The sequence below is a fragment of the Pseudomonas sp. genome, assembly GCF_033723075.1.
Taxonomy (GTDB): Bacteria; Pseudomonadota; Gammaproteobacteria; order Pseudomonadales; family Pseudomonadaceae; genus Aquipseudomonas.
On record NZ_JAWVXU010000004.1, the window covers coordinates 118,533 to 134,386 of the forward strand.

Consider the following 15,854-nt stretch of genomic DNA (forward strand, 5'->3'; position numbering starts at 1 on the left):
CGGCGTTCCCACGCGGAGCGTGGAAACGCTCAACCTCAGCAGGCAGGTTGGGTTGAGGAGCCTGCGACGAAGCCCAACAAGGCTGGGAACCGTCGAGCGAAGCCCTGCAGGCTCCCTGTTGGGCTTCGCTACGTTCAGCCCAACCTACGGAACGGCTATCAGGCCAGTTCGCTGCGCAACTGCCGCGCCGCGGCGACCATGTTGACCAGCGCCGCCTCGGTTTCCGGCCAGGCGCGGGTCTTCAGGCCGCAGTCCGGGTTGACCCACAGGCGCTCGGCGGGGATGCGCTGCGCGGCCTTACGCAGCAGCTTGACCATCTCGCTGCTGTCCGGCACCCGTGGCGAGTGGATGTCGTAGAGCCCGGGGCCGATATCGTTGGGGTAATCGAACGCCTCGAAAGCCTCCAGCAGCTGCATGTCCGAGCGCGAAGTTTCGATGGTGATGACATCGGCATCCATGGCGGCGATCGACTCGATCACGTCGTTGAACTCGCTGTAGCACATGTGGGTATGGATCTGAGTTTCGTCACGCACGCCACAGGCAGCAAGGCGGAAGGCCTCGGTGGCCCAGGCCAGGTAGCCCTGCCACTGTGCCTGGCGCAGCGGCAGGCCTTCACGGAACGCGGCTTCGTCGATCTGGATGATCTTGATGCCAGTCGCCTCCAGGTCCAGCACTTCGTCACGAATCGCCAGGGCCAGTTGCCACGCCTGCTGCTCGCGGGAAATATCGTCGCGCGGGAAGGACCACATCAACATGGTCACCGGGCCGGTCAGCATGCCTTTCATCACCTTGCTGGTGAGGGTCTGCGCATAGCGAATCCACTCCACGGTCATCGGCTGCGGTCGGCTCAGGTCACCAAAGATCACCGCCGGTTTGACGCAACGCGAACCGTAGCTCTGCACCCAGCCGAAACGGGTGAAGGTATAGCCGTCGAGCTGCTCGGCGAAGTACTCGACCATGTCGTTGCGCTCGGCTTCGCCGTGCACCAGCACATCCAGACCGAGGTTTTCCTGCACCTGTACCGCGTGGCGAATCTCGCTGTGCATGGCCTCGGTGTAAGCGGCGGGCGACAGCTTGCCGGCCTTGAACGACTGGCGCGCCAGACGGATGGCGGCAGTCTGCGGGAAGGAGCCGATGGTGGTGGTCGGCAATGCCGGCAGTTGCAGGCGTGCGCGCTGCTGGTCGATGCGCTGCACGAACGGCGACTGGCGCCGGCTGTCGGCTGCGCTAATGGCCGCCAGACGGGCCTGCACGGCCGGTTTGTGGATACGTGGCGACTGCGCGCGGCTGACCTGTACGGCGCGGCTCTGCGCCAACGCGGCCTGTACCTTGGCGTTATGCGGGTCATTCAGGGCCGTCGTCAGCAGGGCGACTTCCTCGCATTTCTGCACGGCGAAGGCCAGCCAGCTTTTCAGCTCGCTATCCAGTTTGTCTTCGCGGTTCAGGTCGACCGGGCTGTGCAGCAACGAGCAGCTCGGCGCCACCCACAGGCGTTCACCCAGACGCTCCTGCGCCTGCTGCAGGATGGCCAGGGCCTGCTGCAGATCGGTACGCCAGACGTTGCGACCGTTGACCACGCCGAGCGACAGCACCTTGTACGCCGGCAGGCGGTCGAGAATGCTCGGGAACTGCTCGGGTGCGCGGACCAGATCGATATGCAGACCATCCACCGGCAGGCTGGCGGCCAGGCCGAGGTTATCCTCCAGGCCGGCGAAGTAGGTGGCGATCAGCTTCTTGCCGGGCTCGCGCTGCAGCAGGTTGTAGGCACGCTCGAAGGCGTTCTTCCAGGCTTGCGGCAGGTCGAGTGCCAGGATCGGCTCGTCGATCTGCACCCACTCCACGCCCTGGGCAGCCAGGCGCTGGAGGATTTCACCGTATACCGGCAGCAGGCGTTCGAGCAGCTCGAGTTTGTCGAAGCCTTCTGTCTCAGTGGCAGTGCCCTTGACCTTGCCCAGCCACAGGTAGGTCAGCGGGCCGATCAGCACCGGTTTGACCTTGTGCCCCAACGCATGGGCTTCGCCGACTTCCTCGAACAGCTGTTCCCAGCTCAGCTGGAACTGCTGGTCGGCACTGAATTCCGGGACCAGGTAGTGGTAGTTGGTGTCGAACCACTTGGTCAGCTCCTGTGCGTGGCCGCCACCGCAGCAATCGGCGCTGCTCTTGTTTGCAACGGCACCCCGTGCCATGGCGAACAGGGTTTCCAGGCTTGGCTTGCCGCTGTGCGGACGGAAGCGCTCGGGGATCACGCCGAAGGTCAGCGAGTGGGTGAGTACCTGGTCGTACCAGGCGAAATCGCCGACCGGCAGCAAGTCGATACCGGCGTCCTTCTGCAACTGCCAGTGGGCGGCGCGCAACTGGCGGCCAACCGCCTGCAAGCCGGCCTGATCCAGCTCACCTTTCCAGTGAGCCTCCAGGGCCTTCTTCAGTTCGCGGTCGGCACCGATACGCGGGAAACCCAGGGAATGGGACAGGGCCATGTCAAAACGCTCCATAGATAAACAAGATGGGGCGTATTCTCGGCAACTCGACATCGTGAGACAAACTCAACATACTCGCCTTGATCTATAGTTTCACTCATGTTCAGCTAACCTACACAACGCTGATCTGCGATATGCCCTGGAGCCCCCCATGCTCGAATTGCGCCACCTGAAAACCCTCCACGCCCTGCGCGAAAGCGAGAGCCTGGTCGACGCTGCCGAACGCCTGCACCTGACCCAGTCGGCGCTGTCGCATCAATTCAAGGAACTGGAAGAGCGCTTAGGCATGCAGCTGTTCGTGCGCAAGACCAAGCCGGTGCGCTTTACCAGCGCCGGCCTGCGTTTGCTGCAGCTGACCGATGCCGTGCTGCCGCTGTTGCGCGGCGCCGAACGCGACCTGGCGCGCCTGGCCGGCGGCACCGCCGGCCGCCTGCATATGGCCATCGAATGCCACAGCTGCTTCCAGTGGCTGATGCCGACAATCGACCAGTTCCGCGATGCCTGGCCGGAGGTGGAGCTGGACCTGGCCTCGGGCTTCTCCTTCGCCCCGCTGCCGGCCCTGGCCCGTGGTGACCTGGATCTGGTGGTGACCAGCGACCCGCTGGAACTGGCCGGGATCACCTACGTGCCGCTGTTCACCTATGAGGCCATGCTGGCGGTGGCCAACCAGCACCCGCTGGCCAGCAAACCCTTTATCCAGCCCGAAGACCTGGCGACTGAAACCCTGATCACCTACCCGGTAGAGCGCGACCGCCTGGACATCTTCACCCGCTTCCTCGAACCGGCCGACGTCGAGCCGGCCCAGGTGCGCACCTCGGAACTGACGGTGATGATGATGCAACTGGTGGCCAGCGGCCGCGGCGTCTGCGGCCTGCCCAACTGGGCGCTGCACGAATACAGCTCGCGCGGCTACGTCACGGCCAAACGCCTGGGCGACAAGGGCCTGTTCGCCACCCTGTACGCCGGCATCCGCAGCGACATGCTCGACTCGCCGTTTATGCGCGACTTCCTGCTCACCGCCAAGGACACCTCCTTCGCCAATCTGGAAGGGGTCAGCGTCGCGCGCTGAATGGCCTGTCGTGCGGCAATCCCGGCAACCGCAAAACACGATGGGTGCGCCACGCGCACTACGGCATACCGCCGCGCATTGATCTGAGCCGATAGCCAAGGCTACCCCGGTGCGCATGGCGCACCCTACCTACGCACCAGCGCTGAAAAGCTCGGCACGCGCATGACCTGGATCAATAGCGTCTGGCCGCCCCTGAGCTTTAATCAAAATATCAGCGCTTAACAGACGCGGAAGTTGACTCATGATCCAAGCGATGCGCAGCCGCCATACAGGACTCGCCAGGAATCTGCTGGCGCTGTGGTTCGTGCTGTTTTTCGCCTGTTCCTTCACCCATGTACAGGCCGCTGCCAGCAACATGATGGACGAAGCCGCGGCCAGCCTGGCGAGCCCTCTGCACGGCGACCACGGCCACACTCGGCATGACCAAGGCGCCGCGGACAATTGCAGCGCCTTGCAGAACGTCCCCCTCAACCAGCAGTTGCTGACGCTCCTGGCATTGACCGCCCTGATCGGTCTGACCGGCAGCTTCGGTCTGCCCACGGATCTGCAGCGCCGCTTCAGTGCCTGGCAGTCCGTGCCGCTGTTCGGCCCCGGTTCGCCCACGCCCATTCGCAAGCAGCTGCATCGCTATAACGAATAGCCCCACTCTCCCGCTGAAACCCGCAGCCTTGCAGCGCTGGCGCCAAGCCGCGCATGGAGGTTGATCCCCCCGATTTTCTGGAGAGCGCTGCCATGCCCCATTACCCCCACCATGCCCCTGCAGCCAACAGCCCCAGGCGTTTCTGGTCGGCCCTGTTGCTGTTCGCCGCCATCGCCCTGTTCTTTCTCTGGGAAGAGCATCAGGCCCTCCTGCTCGGCGCCCTGCCCTACCTGATTGTCCTGCTGTGCCCGCTGGCGGCCATGGCCTGGGCAACAAGCGCCCCAGACCCGAAGCGGAAACCAGGCATGGATCATAAAACACCTACCTGCGGCCTCGGACCATGAACCAGGTCGAATCGAGCCGGCAACGACAGAACGCGGTGCTGATCGTCCCCGGCATGGGCAGCGACCACTGCGCCGGCCTGGTCAGCCAGTCGCTCAAGCGCCTGCCCGGCATCGTCGAGCTGAGCACCAGCATCGCCAGCCATAAGGTACGCATCGAGTTCGACGCCGAGCAGAGCGACCTGGCGAGCCTGCAGAAAGCCGTGGAGCAGGCCGGTTATGAAGTGGCCAAGGCCACCCTCGCTGGCACCGGCAGCGAACCGACGGGCGCCGTGGAGGAAGAACATTTCCTGCGCGATGCCTGGCGGCGCATGTGGATAGCCGGCGTGCCCACCAGCCTGATCATGCTGATCATGGCGGTGGAGATGTTCTGGTTCAGACTCCCGGGTTATCTGGCGATGGTTGCGCTGCTGGCCGTGGTGCCGGTGTTTGTCGCCGGCGCCAGCACCCATGTGTCGGCCTGGAAAGCGCTGCGCAATCGCACCGCCAATATGGACGTGCTGATCAGCCTGGGCAGCCTGCCACCCTATTTGATCGGTCTGGTGGGGTTCTTCTTCCCCATGACCTCGTTTATCGAGATGGCCGCCACCATCATGACCTTCCACCTGATCGGCCGTTACCTGGAGGCCCGCGCCAAGGGCCGCGCCTCCCAGGCGATTCGCAAGATGCTGGAACTGGGCGCCAAGAGTGCGGTGCTGCTGCGCGATGGTGTCGAGGTGCAGGTGCCGATCGAGGCCGTGACGGTCGGCGATCTGATGCTGGTGCGCCCCGGCGAAAAAATCCCCAGCGACGGCGAGGTGGTCGAAGGCCTCAGCCATGTCGACGAATCCCTGGCCACTGGCGAATCCTTGCCGAAGGAAAAGGGGCCGGGCGATCCGGTGATAGGCGCCACCTTGAACAAGGAAGGCCTGCTCCAGGTGCGCGCCACCAAGGTCGGCCAGGACACCTTTCTCGCCCAGGTGATCGACCTGGTCGAGCATGCGCAAAGTACCAAGGTGCCGATCCAGGAGTTCGCCGACCGCATGACTGGTCGCTTCGTGCCCGTGGTTATCGTTATCAGCCTGCTGAGCCTGGCCGTCTGGCTGATCGCCGGCGAATCCTTGCGCGGCATCCTGGCGTGGGGCGCGGCCTGGCTGCCCTGGGTCGATGCCGAGCTGTCAGCGCCGCTGGTGGCGCTGCTGTCCAGTGTCGCGGTGCTGGTGATCGCCTGTCCCTGCGCCCTCGGCCTGGCCACCCCGACCGCACTGATGGTGGGTGCCGGCCGCGGCGCCGAGTTGGGCATCCTCTATCGCTCCGGCACCGCCATCCAGATGTTCAAGGACATCAAGGTGATGGTGCTCGACAAGACCGGCACCCTGACCCTGGGCAAACCGGTGGTCACCGATTGCCTGCCCAGCGCCGGGATCGACGAGCAGGAGCTGCTGCGTCTGGCCACCAGCGTCGAATACGGCTCCGAGCACCCGATTGCCCAGGCCATGGTCGAACGCATCAAGGAATTGGGCCTGACCCTGGGTAACCTCGGCGAGTTCCAGGCGTTCAATGGCCTGGGCGTGCAGGGCCAAGTGGACGGCCAATTGATTCGCGTTGGCAACGCCCGCTGGATGCAGGAATGCCAGGTGGACACCGCAACCCTGGCCAGCCAGTTGGAAGCCCTGGAAAACCAGGGCAAGACCGCACTCTATGTCGCCCGCGAGCAGCAATTGATCGGCGTGGTGGCGGTGGCCGACAGCCTCAAACAGGACGCCCAGGCGGCCATTGCCGAACTGCGCGCCATGGGCATCCATACCGTGATGCTGACTGGCGACAACCCGCGCGCCGCCGCCCATATCGCCGCGCAAGTGGGCATCGACAGCGTCCACGCCAATGTCCTGCCCAGCGGCAAGGTCGAGGTCATCCGTCAACTGCAGGCCGAATACGGCCAGTGGGTGGCGATGGTCGGCGATGGCATCAACGACGCCCCGGCACTCAAGCAGGCCAATGTCGGCATCGCCATCGGCAGCGGCGCCGACGTGGCCATGGAGGCCGCCGATGTGATCCTTATCGGCGGACGCCTGGGCGGCCTGGTGGAAGCGGCGCAGCTGTCGCGCCTGACCTTCCGCAAGATCGTCGAGAACCTGATCTGGGCCTCGGCCTACAACGTCGCCGCCATCCCCATCGCCGCAGTCGGCTTGCTGCACCCAATGATCGGCGTGATCGCCATGACCGCCAGCTCGCTGTCGGTGATCGCCAATTCCCTACTGCTCAAGAGAGCCACCTTGAGCGTCATCCGCAAAACTCATTGAAACCAAGCAGGAGAAACACCATGAGCACCTTCACCTACAAGACCCTGACTGCCATCGCCCTCACCGGTGCATTGCTGGCCGCCCCGGCCTTCGCCGAGGACGCGCACCATCCCGAGCAGCTGGCGCAGAACCAGCAAGACATGCCCATGGGCCAGGGCATGGGCATGGGCCAAGGAATGGGGCCAGGCAAGGGCATGATGGACTGGTCGCAGATGCAGGAGATGATGCGGCAGATGCACAACACCACCAACCCCCAGGAGCGCCAGAAGATCCGCAGCGAACACCGCCAGGCCATGCGTTCGCAGATGGGCATGATGAATCAGCGCATGCAGCAGAGCCAATGCCCGATGGCCAAGGATGCGCCCATGCAGCAGCAGTGCCTGAAGGACATGCACCAGAATATGCAGAACATGATGCAGATGATGGAGCAGATGCTGGAAAACCAGTCCGTGCCGAACGGCCAATAAGCCTGGTATTGCACCCAGAGCCGCGATGCTCTCGCGGCCCTGGGCGTTACGCTGTTCGTAGCCCTGGCATATGCAGGCTACGAAACTCCCCGCTGCCACAGCCCCCGTAGGGTGCGCTGCGCGCACCATTTGTTGCCGGAACCGCGGCGATGATTGCGGGTATATCGGTGCGCATGGTGCACCCTACGACAAGCATGTCGGCAATAGGCGCAGGATGTTCTTCAGGCGATTTCTCCCAGAGCAATGCTGGCTTCAGCAGGGATGCGCCGCCTACGCATCAAGCGATAAGCCGCCGGCAATACGAACAACGACAGCAGGGGCGCGCTGAGCATGCCGCCGACCATGGGCGCGGCGATGCGGCTCATCACCTCGCTGCCGGTGCCGCCGCCGAGGAGGATCGGCAGCAGGCCGGCGATGATCACCGCCACGGTCATGGCCTTGGGCCGCACCCGTTGTACTGCTCCTTCGCGAATCGCCTCAATCAGTCCCAGCTCGCTGCTGTCGCCGGCTGCCTCGCGTTCGGCCCAGGCGTTCTTCAGGTAGAGCAGCATGATCACGCCGAATTCCGCCGCGACCCCGGCCAGGGCGATGAAGCCGACCCCGGTGGCCACCGACAGGTGGTAGCCGAGCAGGTAGAGGAACCAGACCCCGCCGGTCAGGGCGAACGGCAGCGTGGCCATGATCAGCAGCGCTTCGCTGAAGCGGGCGAAACACAGGTAGAGCAGCACGAAGATGATCAGCAGGGTGGCCGGCACCACCAGCTTGAGCCGCGCGTTGGCCCGTTCGAGGAACTCGAACTGCCCCGAATAGCTCAGGCTGATGCCCGGTTGCAGGGTGACCTGCTCATCGATGGCGGCGCGCAGATCGGCCACCACCGAGGCCAGGTCGCGGCCGCGCACATCCACATAGACCCAGCCCGAAGGCCGCGCATTCTCGCTCTTGAGCATCGGCGGGCCGTCGCTGACCTTGATCCGCGCCACCGTGCCCAGGGTGATCTGGCTGCCCTGGGGGGTGTAGATTGGCAACTGCTCGAGCTTGCCCAGCGAGTCGCGCCATTCGCGCGGATAACGCACGCTGATGGGGAAGCGCGCCAGCCCTTCGATGGTCTCGCCGACATTCTCGCCGCCAATCGCGCTGGACACGATCGATTGCACATCGGCGATGTTCAGGCCATAACGCGCCGCCGCCACCCGGTCGATATCGACGTCGATATAGCGCCCGCCGGTCAAGCGTTCGGCCAGGGCCGAACTCACTCCGGGCACGTTTTTGGCGACTTTTTCGATGGCCAGGGTGGCCTCGTCGATCTGCGCCAGATCGGTGCCGGCGACCTTGACCCCGATCGGGCTCTTGATCCCGGTGGCGAGCATGTCGATGCGATTGCGGATCGGCGGAATCCAGATATTGGTCAGCCCGGGCACCTGCACCACCCGATCCAGTTCCTCCACCAGCTTGTCCGCGGTCATGCCGGCACGCCACTGCTCGCGCGGTTTGAACTGGATGGTGGTCTCGAACATTTCCAGCGGCGCCGGATCGGTGGCGGTCTCTGCGCGGCCGGCCTTGCCGAACACATGGGCGACTTCCGGTATCGTCTTGATCAGCCGGTCGGTCTGCTGCAACAGCTGCGCGGCTTTTTGCGCGGACAAGCCGGGCAGGGCCGAAGGCATATAGAGCAGATCGCCTTCATCCAGCGGTGGCAGAAACTCGCCGCCCAACTGCGACAGCGGCCACAGGGTGCTGAGAAACACCAGCAGCGCCAGCGCCAGGGTGGTCTTCGGTCGACGCAGCACGGCGTCGAGCGCCGGCTGGTAGACACTGATCAGCCAGCGGTTCAGCGGGTTGCGTGCTTCATCGGGAATCCGCCCGCGAATCCAGTAGCCCATCAACACCGGCACCAGGGTCACCGACAGCCCCGCCGCGGCCGCCATGGCATAGGTCTTGGTGAAGGCCAGCGGGCCGAACAGCCGGCCCTCCTGGGCCTGCAGGGTGAACACCGGAATGAACGACAGGGTGATGATCAGCAGGCAGAAGAACAGCGCCGGGCCGACTTCCACCGCCGCATCGGTAATCACCCGCCAATGCGTTTCGCCCTTGAGTTCCTCGCCTGGATGTTGCTCACGCCAGGCCTCGATCTTCTTGTGCGCGTTTTCGATCATCACCACTGCGGCGTCGACCATGGCGCCGATGGCGATGGCGATGCCACCGAGGGACATGATGTTGGCGTTGATGCCCTGCTGCTGCATCACGGCAAAAGCGATCAGTACCCCGACCGGCAAGGACACGATGGCCACCAGCGAGGAGCGCAGGTGCCAGAGGAAGGCCGCGCAGACCAGCGCGACGACGATGAATTCCTCCACCAGCTTCTCGCCCAGGTTGCGCACCGCGCGGTCGATCAACTGGCTGCGGTCGTAGGTGGTGACGATCTCCACCCCGTCCGGCAGGCTGCTTTTCAGCTCCTCGAGTTTGGCCTTGACCGCGTCGATGGTGCTGCGCGCGTTCTTACCGCTGCGCAGGATCACCACGCCACCGACCACCTCGCCCTCGCCATCGAGCTCGGCGATGCCGCGGCGCATCTCCGGCCCCAGCTGGATATGCGCCACCTCGCCGAGGGTCACCGGCACGCCGCCAGCATCCAGGCGCAGCGGGATGGCGCGAAAGTCGTTGAGGGTTTTCAGATACCCCGAGGCGCGTACCATGAACTCGGTTTCCGCCAGTTCCAGCACCGCGCCACCGGTTTCCTGGTTGGCGCGGCCGATGGCCGCCGTCACCTCGGCCTGGGTGATGCCCAGGCTGGCCAGCTTGATCGGATCGAGTTGCACTTGGTACTGCTTGACCATGCCGCCAATGGTCGCCACCTCGGCGACGTTGGCCAGGGTTTTCAGCTCGAACTTGAGAAACCAGTCCTGCAGCGCCCTCAGCTGCGCCAGGTCATGCTTACCCGTGCGGTCGACCAGGGCGTACTGGTAGATCCAGCCGACCCCGGTGGCATCCGGCCCCAGCGATGGTTTGGCGCTGGCCGGCAGGCGGCTCTGGATCTGGCTGAGGTATTCCAGCACCCGCGAACGCGCCCAATAGAGGTCGGTGTCGTCCTCGAACAGCACATAAACGAAGCTGTCGCCGAAGAACGAGTAGCCGCGCACGGTCTTCGCCCCCGGCACAGAAAGCATGGTGGTGGCGAGTGGATAGGTCACCTGGTTCTCGACGATCTGCGGCGCCTGGCCCGGATAGGGCGTGCGGATGATCACCTGCACGTCGGACAGGTCCGGCAACGCATCGATCGGTGTGTTCTGCACCGACCAGACGCCCCAGGCGGTGGCGAACAGGGTCGCCAGCAGCACCAGGAAACGATTGGCCACCGACCAGCGGATCAGCGCGGCGATCATGGCTGCGCCTCCTGATGGCCATCATGGCCGCTGTTTGCCTGGGGCGTGGGCGCCAGGTGCTCGATGCGCTCGATCTGCATACCCTCGTCGTCGGCGCGCACCCCGACCCGCACCCGGTCGCCGGGTTTCAAACCCTCCAGCAGCGCCGGATCGGCGACCGGAAACAGCATGCTCATGCCCGGCATGCCCAGGGTCTTGAACGGACCGTGGGTCAGCATCACGCCATCGTCTTCGATAGCGTCGATCTGTCCTTCGGCCTCGTGCAGGGCCGGCTGCAGCTTGACCTCTGCTGCCGGCGCGCCCAACTCCTGGGCCAGGATGCCGCGCAGGCTGGCCTCGGAATCGAGCAGGAACTGCCCGGAGGCGACCACCTGCTGGCCCTCCTCCAGCCCCTCGAGGATCTGGGTATTGCCCGCGGCCTCCTGGCCCAGGCGGACCTCCACCGGACGGTAGCGCCCTTCGTCCTCGGCGAGCATCACCAGGGCGCGGCGACCGCTACGAATCACCGCCTCGCTCGGCACCAACAGCGCATCGCGCTCGGCCGGGCGGGCCAGCCGCACCTGGGCGGTCAGCCCTGGACGCAGGCGGCCATCGGGATTATCCAGTTCGACCCGTACGCGCAGGGTGCGGCTGTCCAGGTTGGCCTGGGGCAGAATGGCCTCGATGCTGCCACTGAGCACTTCGCCGGGAAACGCCGGCAGGCGCGCCTCGACTGCCTGGCCTTTATGCAGGCCCAGGGCTTCGGCCTCGGGTACCGCCACGTCCAGCCAGACGCTGCGCAAGCCGTTGATGGTCGCCAGGGTGTCACCCGCCATCAGGTTCATGCCTTCGCGTACCTCGAGTTTCTGCAGCACGCCGGCGATCGGGCTGGTCACCGTCCACAGCGCCTGTACCTTGCCGCTGCGCTCGAACCTGGTGATCAGCGCCGCCGGCATCCCGGCCAAGCGCAGGCGTTGGCGCGCCGCGGCCAGCAGGCCGGGATCGCCGGCATCGCGCAGGGCCAGATAGTCTTCCTGGGCACTGACCCACTCGGGCACCAGCAGGTCGGCCAGGGGCGCGCCGGCCTCGAGCAGGTCCTCGGGGGCGCGGGCGTAGACCCGCTCGACGAAACCGCCAGTACGCGCCTGGACCACGGCGATATCGCGGCTGTTGAAGGTCAGATTACCGACCACTTCCAGGCTGTTGGCCAGCGCCCCGCGGGTTACCGGAGCCAGGCGCATGCCGAGATTCTGGGTGATGCTCGCATCGATGCTGATGGCGGCGCTGTCGCCACCCTCATCGGCATAGCGCGGCACCAGCTGCATGTCCATAAAGGGCGACTTGCCCGGCTGGTCGAATTTTTGCTGCGGCACCATGGGGTCGTACCAATACAGCACCTTGCGCTCTTCTGCGGCGCTGGACTCCTCCGCGGCCATGGCCATCTCAGGTCCGGGGTTTATCGATTGCTGGGCGAACCAGTAGCCGCCCGCCGCGCCTATACCCAGCACCAGCGTGGCCAACAGCGTATTTTTTACTAGTCGAGCACTCATTGGCTCACCTCTTCATAAGCGAAATGCAGGCGGGCGCTGGTCAGCGCGCGCTGTTGGGCGAAGTCGATGTGTTTCAGGCGCGTCTCGATCAGCTCGCGCCGGGCGGCGATCACGCTGGCCAGCTCGCCGTTGCCTGCGCGGTAGCCGGCCAGGGTCAGCGCGACCTTTTCCTCGGCCAGCGGTACCAGGCTGTCCTGGCTGCGGCGCAGTGCGCGGTCGAGGCGCTGGTACTCGGCCAGGTCATCGGCCAACTGCTGCGCATGCTCGCGCTCGGCGGCTTCGCGCTGGGCGTGCAACTGGCTGAGCGTGGCCTGTTTGGCGGCGATTCTGGGGTTCTGCCGCGAGCCCGGGAACAGCGGCAGATCGAAGCTGAACTGCACGCTCATCATGTCGCCGAAGGCGTCATCACGCTTCTGGTAGGCCAGCTGCCAGCTCCAGTCGGATTGCTTGTCCGCTTCGGCTTGGCGCACCTCGGCTTGCGCTTCATCGGTCATGGGATCGAACAGCACCAGTTCGGGATGGCGTTGCAGACTGTGCCGATAATGCTCGGCATCCACCGGCCAGTTCGGCAGACGACCGGTCAGGGGTTCATCGGCGCGCGGGCCGACCCAGCGGCGCAGGGCCGCGCGTTGTTGCGCCCGGCTTTGCTGCAGCTGGTCTTCCTGTTCGGCCAGCAGCGCCGCCTCCTGCTTGGGGCCAACGCTGTCGGCCGCCTGCCCGCGGCCACCGGCGAGGCGCGCGCGCACCGCTTTGACCAGCAGATCGTTCTCAGCATAGAGGGTCTGGAACAGCGCCAGTTTCTCCTCGACGGCGAGCGCCGAGATCCAGGCCAAGGCGGTTTGCCGGCGGACCTTGAGCCGTTCGACCCGCTGTTCCAGCGTCGCCCGCTCGACCCCGGCCCGAGCCACCTCGACCCGGGCGCGGCGCTTGGCGCGATTGGGCACCTCCTGCATGACCCCGACCATCTGCATGGTCATCGGCTCGCGGTCGAAACGACCGCGGTTATCGCCCTCGATCGGCACATTCTGTAAGCCCAGCAACAGCTTGGGATCGGGCAGCGCGCCGGCGGGGATGGCCGAATTGCGCAGGGAGTCGACTTGCGCGGCTTGCGCGGCCAGCGAGGGGGCCTCGCGTTCGGCCTGGCGCAGGGCTTCATCGAGGGTCAGGGCCGCGACCGGCAGGCTGAACAAGACAGCGGCCAGCGCCCCGGTCGCCAAACGGCCGGGGAAGGAAAAAGAACGGAACATGCAGGTGATTCCTGTCGATATCGCGCGCTATGGGCGCGCAACGGCCATCGAGCCGCCTGGGCTACACGATGGGGTTCGAAACGGGACGGGAATCAGGCGCGGGGGGGGCGCCAGGGGGCAAGCGAGGGTTGGGACAGGGGTTCGACTTGGCTATACAACGGGGCGTTAGCGGCGGCCGGCAGCAGCTTGAGCTTCAGCGGGTAACCGTCGACCAAGGGCAAGCCGGCGCTGGGGCATTTGCTCATGTCCGGGCACAACTGGCCACCGCCTTGCATCGCCGCCTCGTCACAGCAGTCGCTCGCCTGCGGCGTGTCCTCGCTCATCGGGCAGGGTTCGCCGACCAGCAGCGCGCCCGCCAGGCTCTGCAAGGGCAGGACCACGGCCAGGAGCAAGACCAGACAGAGGCGACGGAAGGCGTTCATGCCGGGCAGTCTAGCCCCGCAACTGGTCGAGGACAATTGATAAGGATCAATTGTCCTCGCCTGTTGCGCCGGACGGGGTGGCGTCGCCCTGGCGAACCGCCGATGGCCGGAGCCTGGTCAGATAGCGCAGCGGGCCTATACTTTTTGTTCCCGCAACCCCGGACTGACGAGCTGCAGTGTTGCAAGTCGGCCCCGCAACTGTAAGAGGAGCTGATCATGACCATCCGCATTGGCGACGAAGCCCCCGACTTCACCGCCGAAACCACCGAAGGCCCCCTGCACTTCCATGAGTGGATAGGCGACAGCTGGGCCATCCTGTTCTCCCACCCCAAGGACTTCACCCCGGTGTGCACCACCGAACTCGGCTACATGGCCAGGCTCAAGCCCGAATTCGACAAGCGCAACACCAAGATCGTCGGCCTCAGCATCGACCCGGTCAGCGACCACCGGGCCTGGCTCGGCGACATCGAGGAAACCCAGGGTCATGCGGTCAACTACCCGATGATCGGCGACCCCGACCTCAAGGTGGCCAAGCTCTACGACATGATCCACCCCAATGCCAGCGGCGGCCCGCGCACCGCGGTGGACAACGCCACGGTGCGCTCGGTGTTCATCGTCGGCCCGGACAAGAAGGTCAAAGCCATGCTGGTCTACCCCATGAGTGCCGGGCGCAACTTCGACGAGGTTCTGCGCCTGCTCGATGCGCTGCAACTCAACGCTAAACACACGGTGGCCACCCCGGTGAACTGGAAACCCGGCGACGACGTGATCATTCCCACCTCGGTGTCCGACGAAGAGGCCAAACGCAAGTACCCGCAGGGCTTCAAGACCCTCAAACCCTACCTGCGCGTGGTGGCGCAACCCAAGTAACAACGGTTGGTAGAACGCGTAGGGGCGACTGTAGGAGCCAGTAACCGTTGATACCGTCTTGATCCTTGAGCCTCCAGTTTGCTGCGCGACAGCGCGGCGTCGTAGACGCGGCGGGCTCTGCTACGGCTGCAGACCCAGGGCGGCCTGGGCTTTGGCCAGGCGTTTGCCGCGTGCGGAGGTGGCAATCGACAGCAGGCCGCGGTCGCGTTGCCACAAGGCGGCCCAGTCCGCTGGCCCTGCGGCAAAGGCCGCGTGCAACTCGGCCTCGAGTGCGGCGAACTGGGCGAACAGCCCGGCCAGCAGCAGGTGCGTAGCGGCTTGCGTCGGGCCTTGCCGGGCCACCTCGGCGCAACCGGCGAGCAGGCCGAGCAGGCGCAACTGCAATGCCTGCGGCCAGCTCGAGTCTCGCCCCACGCCATACAGCCAGGCGCCCACGGCGGTGAGGACGAGGAGATCCTCGATGCTGCGAAACGGCTTCACGTAGTCATCCCAGCCATCGCCGGCCAGACGCTCGCAATGGGCGCCATCCAGATGCAGGCGGGCGTGGCCGACATCGGGCATCAGGGGCAAGCTCGGCAGCACCTCGACGCGCACCCCGGAATTGCCATTGCGCACCACGCCCAGGGCCAACCGCACCGGTTGCGCCGGCTGCTCTTCGCGGGCCGCGACCAGCAGCCAGTCGGCGGCGTCGCCTGCCGTGACGAAATCCTTGCGCCCGTGCAGCAGCAAGTCGCTCAGGCGGGTCTGCATATCTGCCGGGCGCACGCTTTTGTTCTCGGTGACACAGAGCGCTCCCAGCGACCAGGGCGCGCAAGGCCAGAGCACCCGCAGCGCGCCTTGATAACCGGCGAGGAAGGCCAGCCCCGGGGTAGCCGCCAAACGCCCACCGAGCAAGGCCAGTTCGAATGGCGACGGCGTGCCCAGCCGCGCCAGCAGTGCGACATACCACGCCTCCAGGTTGCCGGCGGCAGGCAGGCGTTGATGGGTGTGCAACAGGATTTTCCAGGGCATATGCAGTTCCTCGACCAAGATGGAGTCGCAAGCGGCTGTCACACAAGCATCACCCAAACGTCACAGGGGTGACACCGCTGCTGCCTAGCCTGAGATTGCCCAACAAGATCGACCGGCTG

The 15,854-nt window shown here is 65.4% G+C and carries 12 protein-coding genes; 6 read left to right on the forward strand and 6 right to left on the reverse strand.

Annotation, left to right across the window (positions count from 1 at the left end; genetic code table 11):
- Positions 1 to 158 precede the first annotated feature (158 nt).
- Complete coding sequence (gene metE, locus R3355_RS06530) at positions 159 to 2,477, reverse strand: 5-methyltetrahydropteroyltriglutamate--homocysteine S-methyltransferase (RefSeq protein ID WP_318960550.1); 2,319 nt, start codon at positions 2,475 to 2,477, stop codon at positions 159 to 161.
- Between the two features lie 151 nt (positions 2,478 to 2,628).
- On the opposite strand from metE, the gene metR reads away from it, so the two are divergent.
- The 5 genes from metR to R3355_RS06555 all read left to right on the forward strand — a co-directional run bounded on the left by metR (position 2,629) and on the right by R3355_RS06555 (position 7,276).
- The gene (gene metR / locus R3355_RS06535; RefSeq protein WP_318950698.1) at positions 2,629 to 3,546 is read left to right on the forward strand and encodes a transcriptional regulator MetR; all 918 of its coding nucleotides are present in this window, start codon (positions 2,629 to 2,631) and stop codon (positions 3,544 to 3,546) included.
- Between the two features lie 241 nt (positions 3,547 to 3,787).
- On the forward strand, positions 3,788 to 4,186 hold the full coding sequence (locus R3355_RS06540; protein WP_318960551.1) for a hypothetical protein: 399 nt from the start codon (positions 3,788 to 3,790) through the stop codon (positions 4,184 to 4,186).
- Positions 4,187 to 4,278: 92 nt separating this feature from the next.
- On the forward strand, positions 4,279 to 4,530 hold the full coding sequence (locus tag R3355_RS06545; protein ID WP_318960552.1) for a DUF2933 domain-containing protein: 252 nt from the start codon (positions 4,279 to 4,281) through the stop codon (positions 4,528 to 4,530).
- Positions 4,527 to 6,809, forward strand: coding sequence for a heavy metal translocating P-type ATPase (locus R3355_RS06550; RefSeq protein ID WP_318960553.1), 2,283 nt, complete (start codon positions 4,527 to 4,529; stop codon positions 6,807 to 6,809). The genes R3355_RS06545 and R3355_RS06550 overlap by 4 nt, the downstream gene beginning before the upstream one ends.
- 20 nt (positions 6,810 to 6,829) lie before the next feature.
- Positions 6,830 to 7,276 (forward strand): hypothetical protein, encoded by a 447-nt coding sequence (locus tag R3355_RS06555; protein ID WP_318960554.1) that lies wholly within the window; start codon positions 6,830 to 6,832, stop codon positions 7,274 to 7,276.
- A gap of 221 nt (positions 7,277 to 7,497) precedes the next feature.
- Here the strand turns inward: R3355_RS06555 and R3355_RS06560 are convergent, their stop codons facing one another.
- The 4 genes from R3355_RS06560 to R3355_RS06575 form a co-directional block, all read right to left on the reverse strand.
- Positions 7,498 to 10,656: an efflux RND transporter permease subunit gene (locus R3355_RS06560; protein ID WP_318960555.1), complete on the reverse strand. Its 3,159-nt coding sequence runs from the start codon at positions 10,654 to 10,656 to the stop codon at positions 7,498 to 7,500.
- On the reverse strand, positions 10,653 to 12,185 hold the full coding sequence (locus R3355_RS06565) for an efflux RND transporter periplasmic adaptor subunit (RefSeq protein WP_318960556.1): 1,533 nt from the start codon (positions 12,183 to 12,185) through the stop codon (positions 10,653 to 10,655). Before R3355_RS06565 ends, R3355_RS06560 begins: the two co-directional genes overlap by 4 nt.
- Positions 12,182 to 13,432 carry a TolC family protein gene (locus tag R3355_RS06570; RefSeq protein WP_318960557.1) on the reverse strand — a complete coding sequence of 417 codons (1,251 nt, stop codon included), beginning with the start codon at positions 13,430 to 13,432 and terminating at the stop codon, positions 12,182 to 12,184. Before R3355_RS06570 ends, R3355_RS06565 begins: the two co-directional genes overlap by 4 nt.
- Positions 13,433 to 13,524: 92 nt before the next feature.
- On the reverse strand, positions 13,525 to 13,854 hold the full coding sequence (locus R3355_RS06575) for a hypothetical protein (RefSeq protein WP_318960558.1): 330 nt from the start codon (positions 13,852 to 13,854) through the stop codon (positions 13,525 to 13,527).
- A 216-nt stretch (positions 13,855 to 14,070) separates the two neighbouring features.
- Here R3355_RS06575 and R3355_RS06580 point away from each other — a divergent pair, with 216 nt between their 5' ends.
- Positions 14,071 to 14,724: a peroxiredoxin gene (locus tag R3355_RS06580; protein WP_318960559.1), complete on the forward strand. Its 654-nt coding sequence runs from the start codon at positions 14,071 to 14,073 to the stop codon at positions 14,722 to 14,724.
- 120 nt (positions 14,725 to 14,844) lie between these two features.
- On the opposite strand, the gene R3355_RS06585 is transcribed toward R3355_RS06580, so the two are convergent.
- Positions 14,845 to 15,735: an acyl-CoA dehydrogenase gene (locus tag R3355_RS06585; RefSeq protein ID WP_318960560.1), complete on the reverse strand. Its 891-nt coding sequence runs from the start codon at positions 15,733 to 15,735 to the stop codon at positions 14,845 to 14,847.
- Positions 15,736 to 15,854: the final 119 nt, after the last annotated feature.

Coding starts and splice junctions, on each gene's coding strand:
- metE (WP_318960550.1), bottom strand. CDS start 2,477: ATGGCCCTGTCCCATTCCCTGGGTTTCCCGCGTATCGGTGCCGACCGC.
- metR (WP_318950698.1), top strand. CDS start 2,629: ATGCTCGAATTGCGCCACCTGAAAACCCTCCACGCCCTGCGCGAAAGC.
- R3355_RS06540 (WP_318960551.1), top strand. CDS start 3,788: ATGATCCAAGCGATGCGCAGCCGCCATACAGGACTCGCCAGGAATCTG.
- R3355_RS06545 (WP_318960552.1), top strand. CDS start 4,279: ATGCCCCATTACCCCCACCATGCCCCTGCAGCCAACAGCCCCAGGCGT.
- R3355_RS06550 (WP_318960553.1), top strand. CDS start 4,527: ATGAACCAGGTCGAATCGAGCCGGCAACGACAGAACGCGGTGCTGATC.
- R3355_RS06555 (WP_318960554.1), top strand. CDS start 6,830: ATGAGCACCTTCACCTACAAGACCCTGACTGCCATCGCCCTCACCGGT.
- R3355_RS06560 (WP_318960555.1), bottom strand. CDS start 10,656: ATGATCGCCGCGCTGATCCGCTGGTCGGTGGCCAATCGTTTCCTGGTG.
- R3355_RS06565 (WP_318960556.1), bottom strand. CDS start 12,185: ATGAGTGCTCGACTAGTAAAAAATACGCTGTTGGCCACGCTGGTGCTG.
- R3355_RS06570 (WP_318960557.1), bottom strand. CDS start 13,432: ATGTTCCGTTCTTTTTCCTTCCCCGGCCGTTTGGCGACCGGGGCGCTG.
- R3355_RS06575 (WP_318960558.1), bottom strand. CDS start 13,854: ATGAACGCCTTCCGTCGCCTCTGTCTGGTCTTGCTCCTGGCCGTGGTC.
- R3355_RS06580 (WP_318960559.1), top strand. CDS start 14,071: ATGACCATCCGCATTGGCGACGAAGCCCCCGACTTCACCGCCGAAACC.
- R3355_RS06585 (WP_318960560.1), bottom strand. CDS start 15,735: ATGCCCTGGAAAATCCTGTTGCACACCCATCAACGCCTGCCTGCCGCC.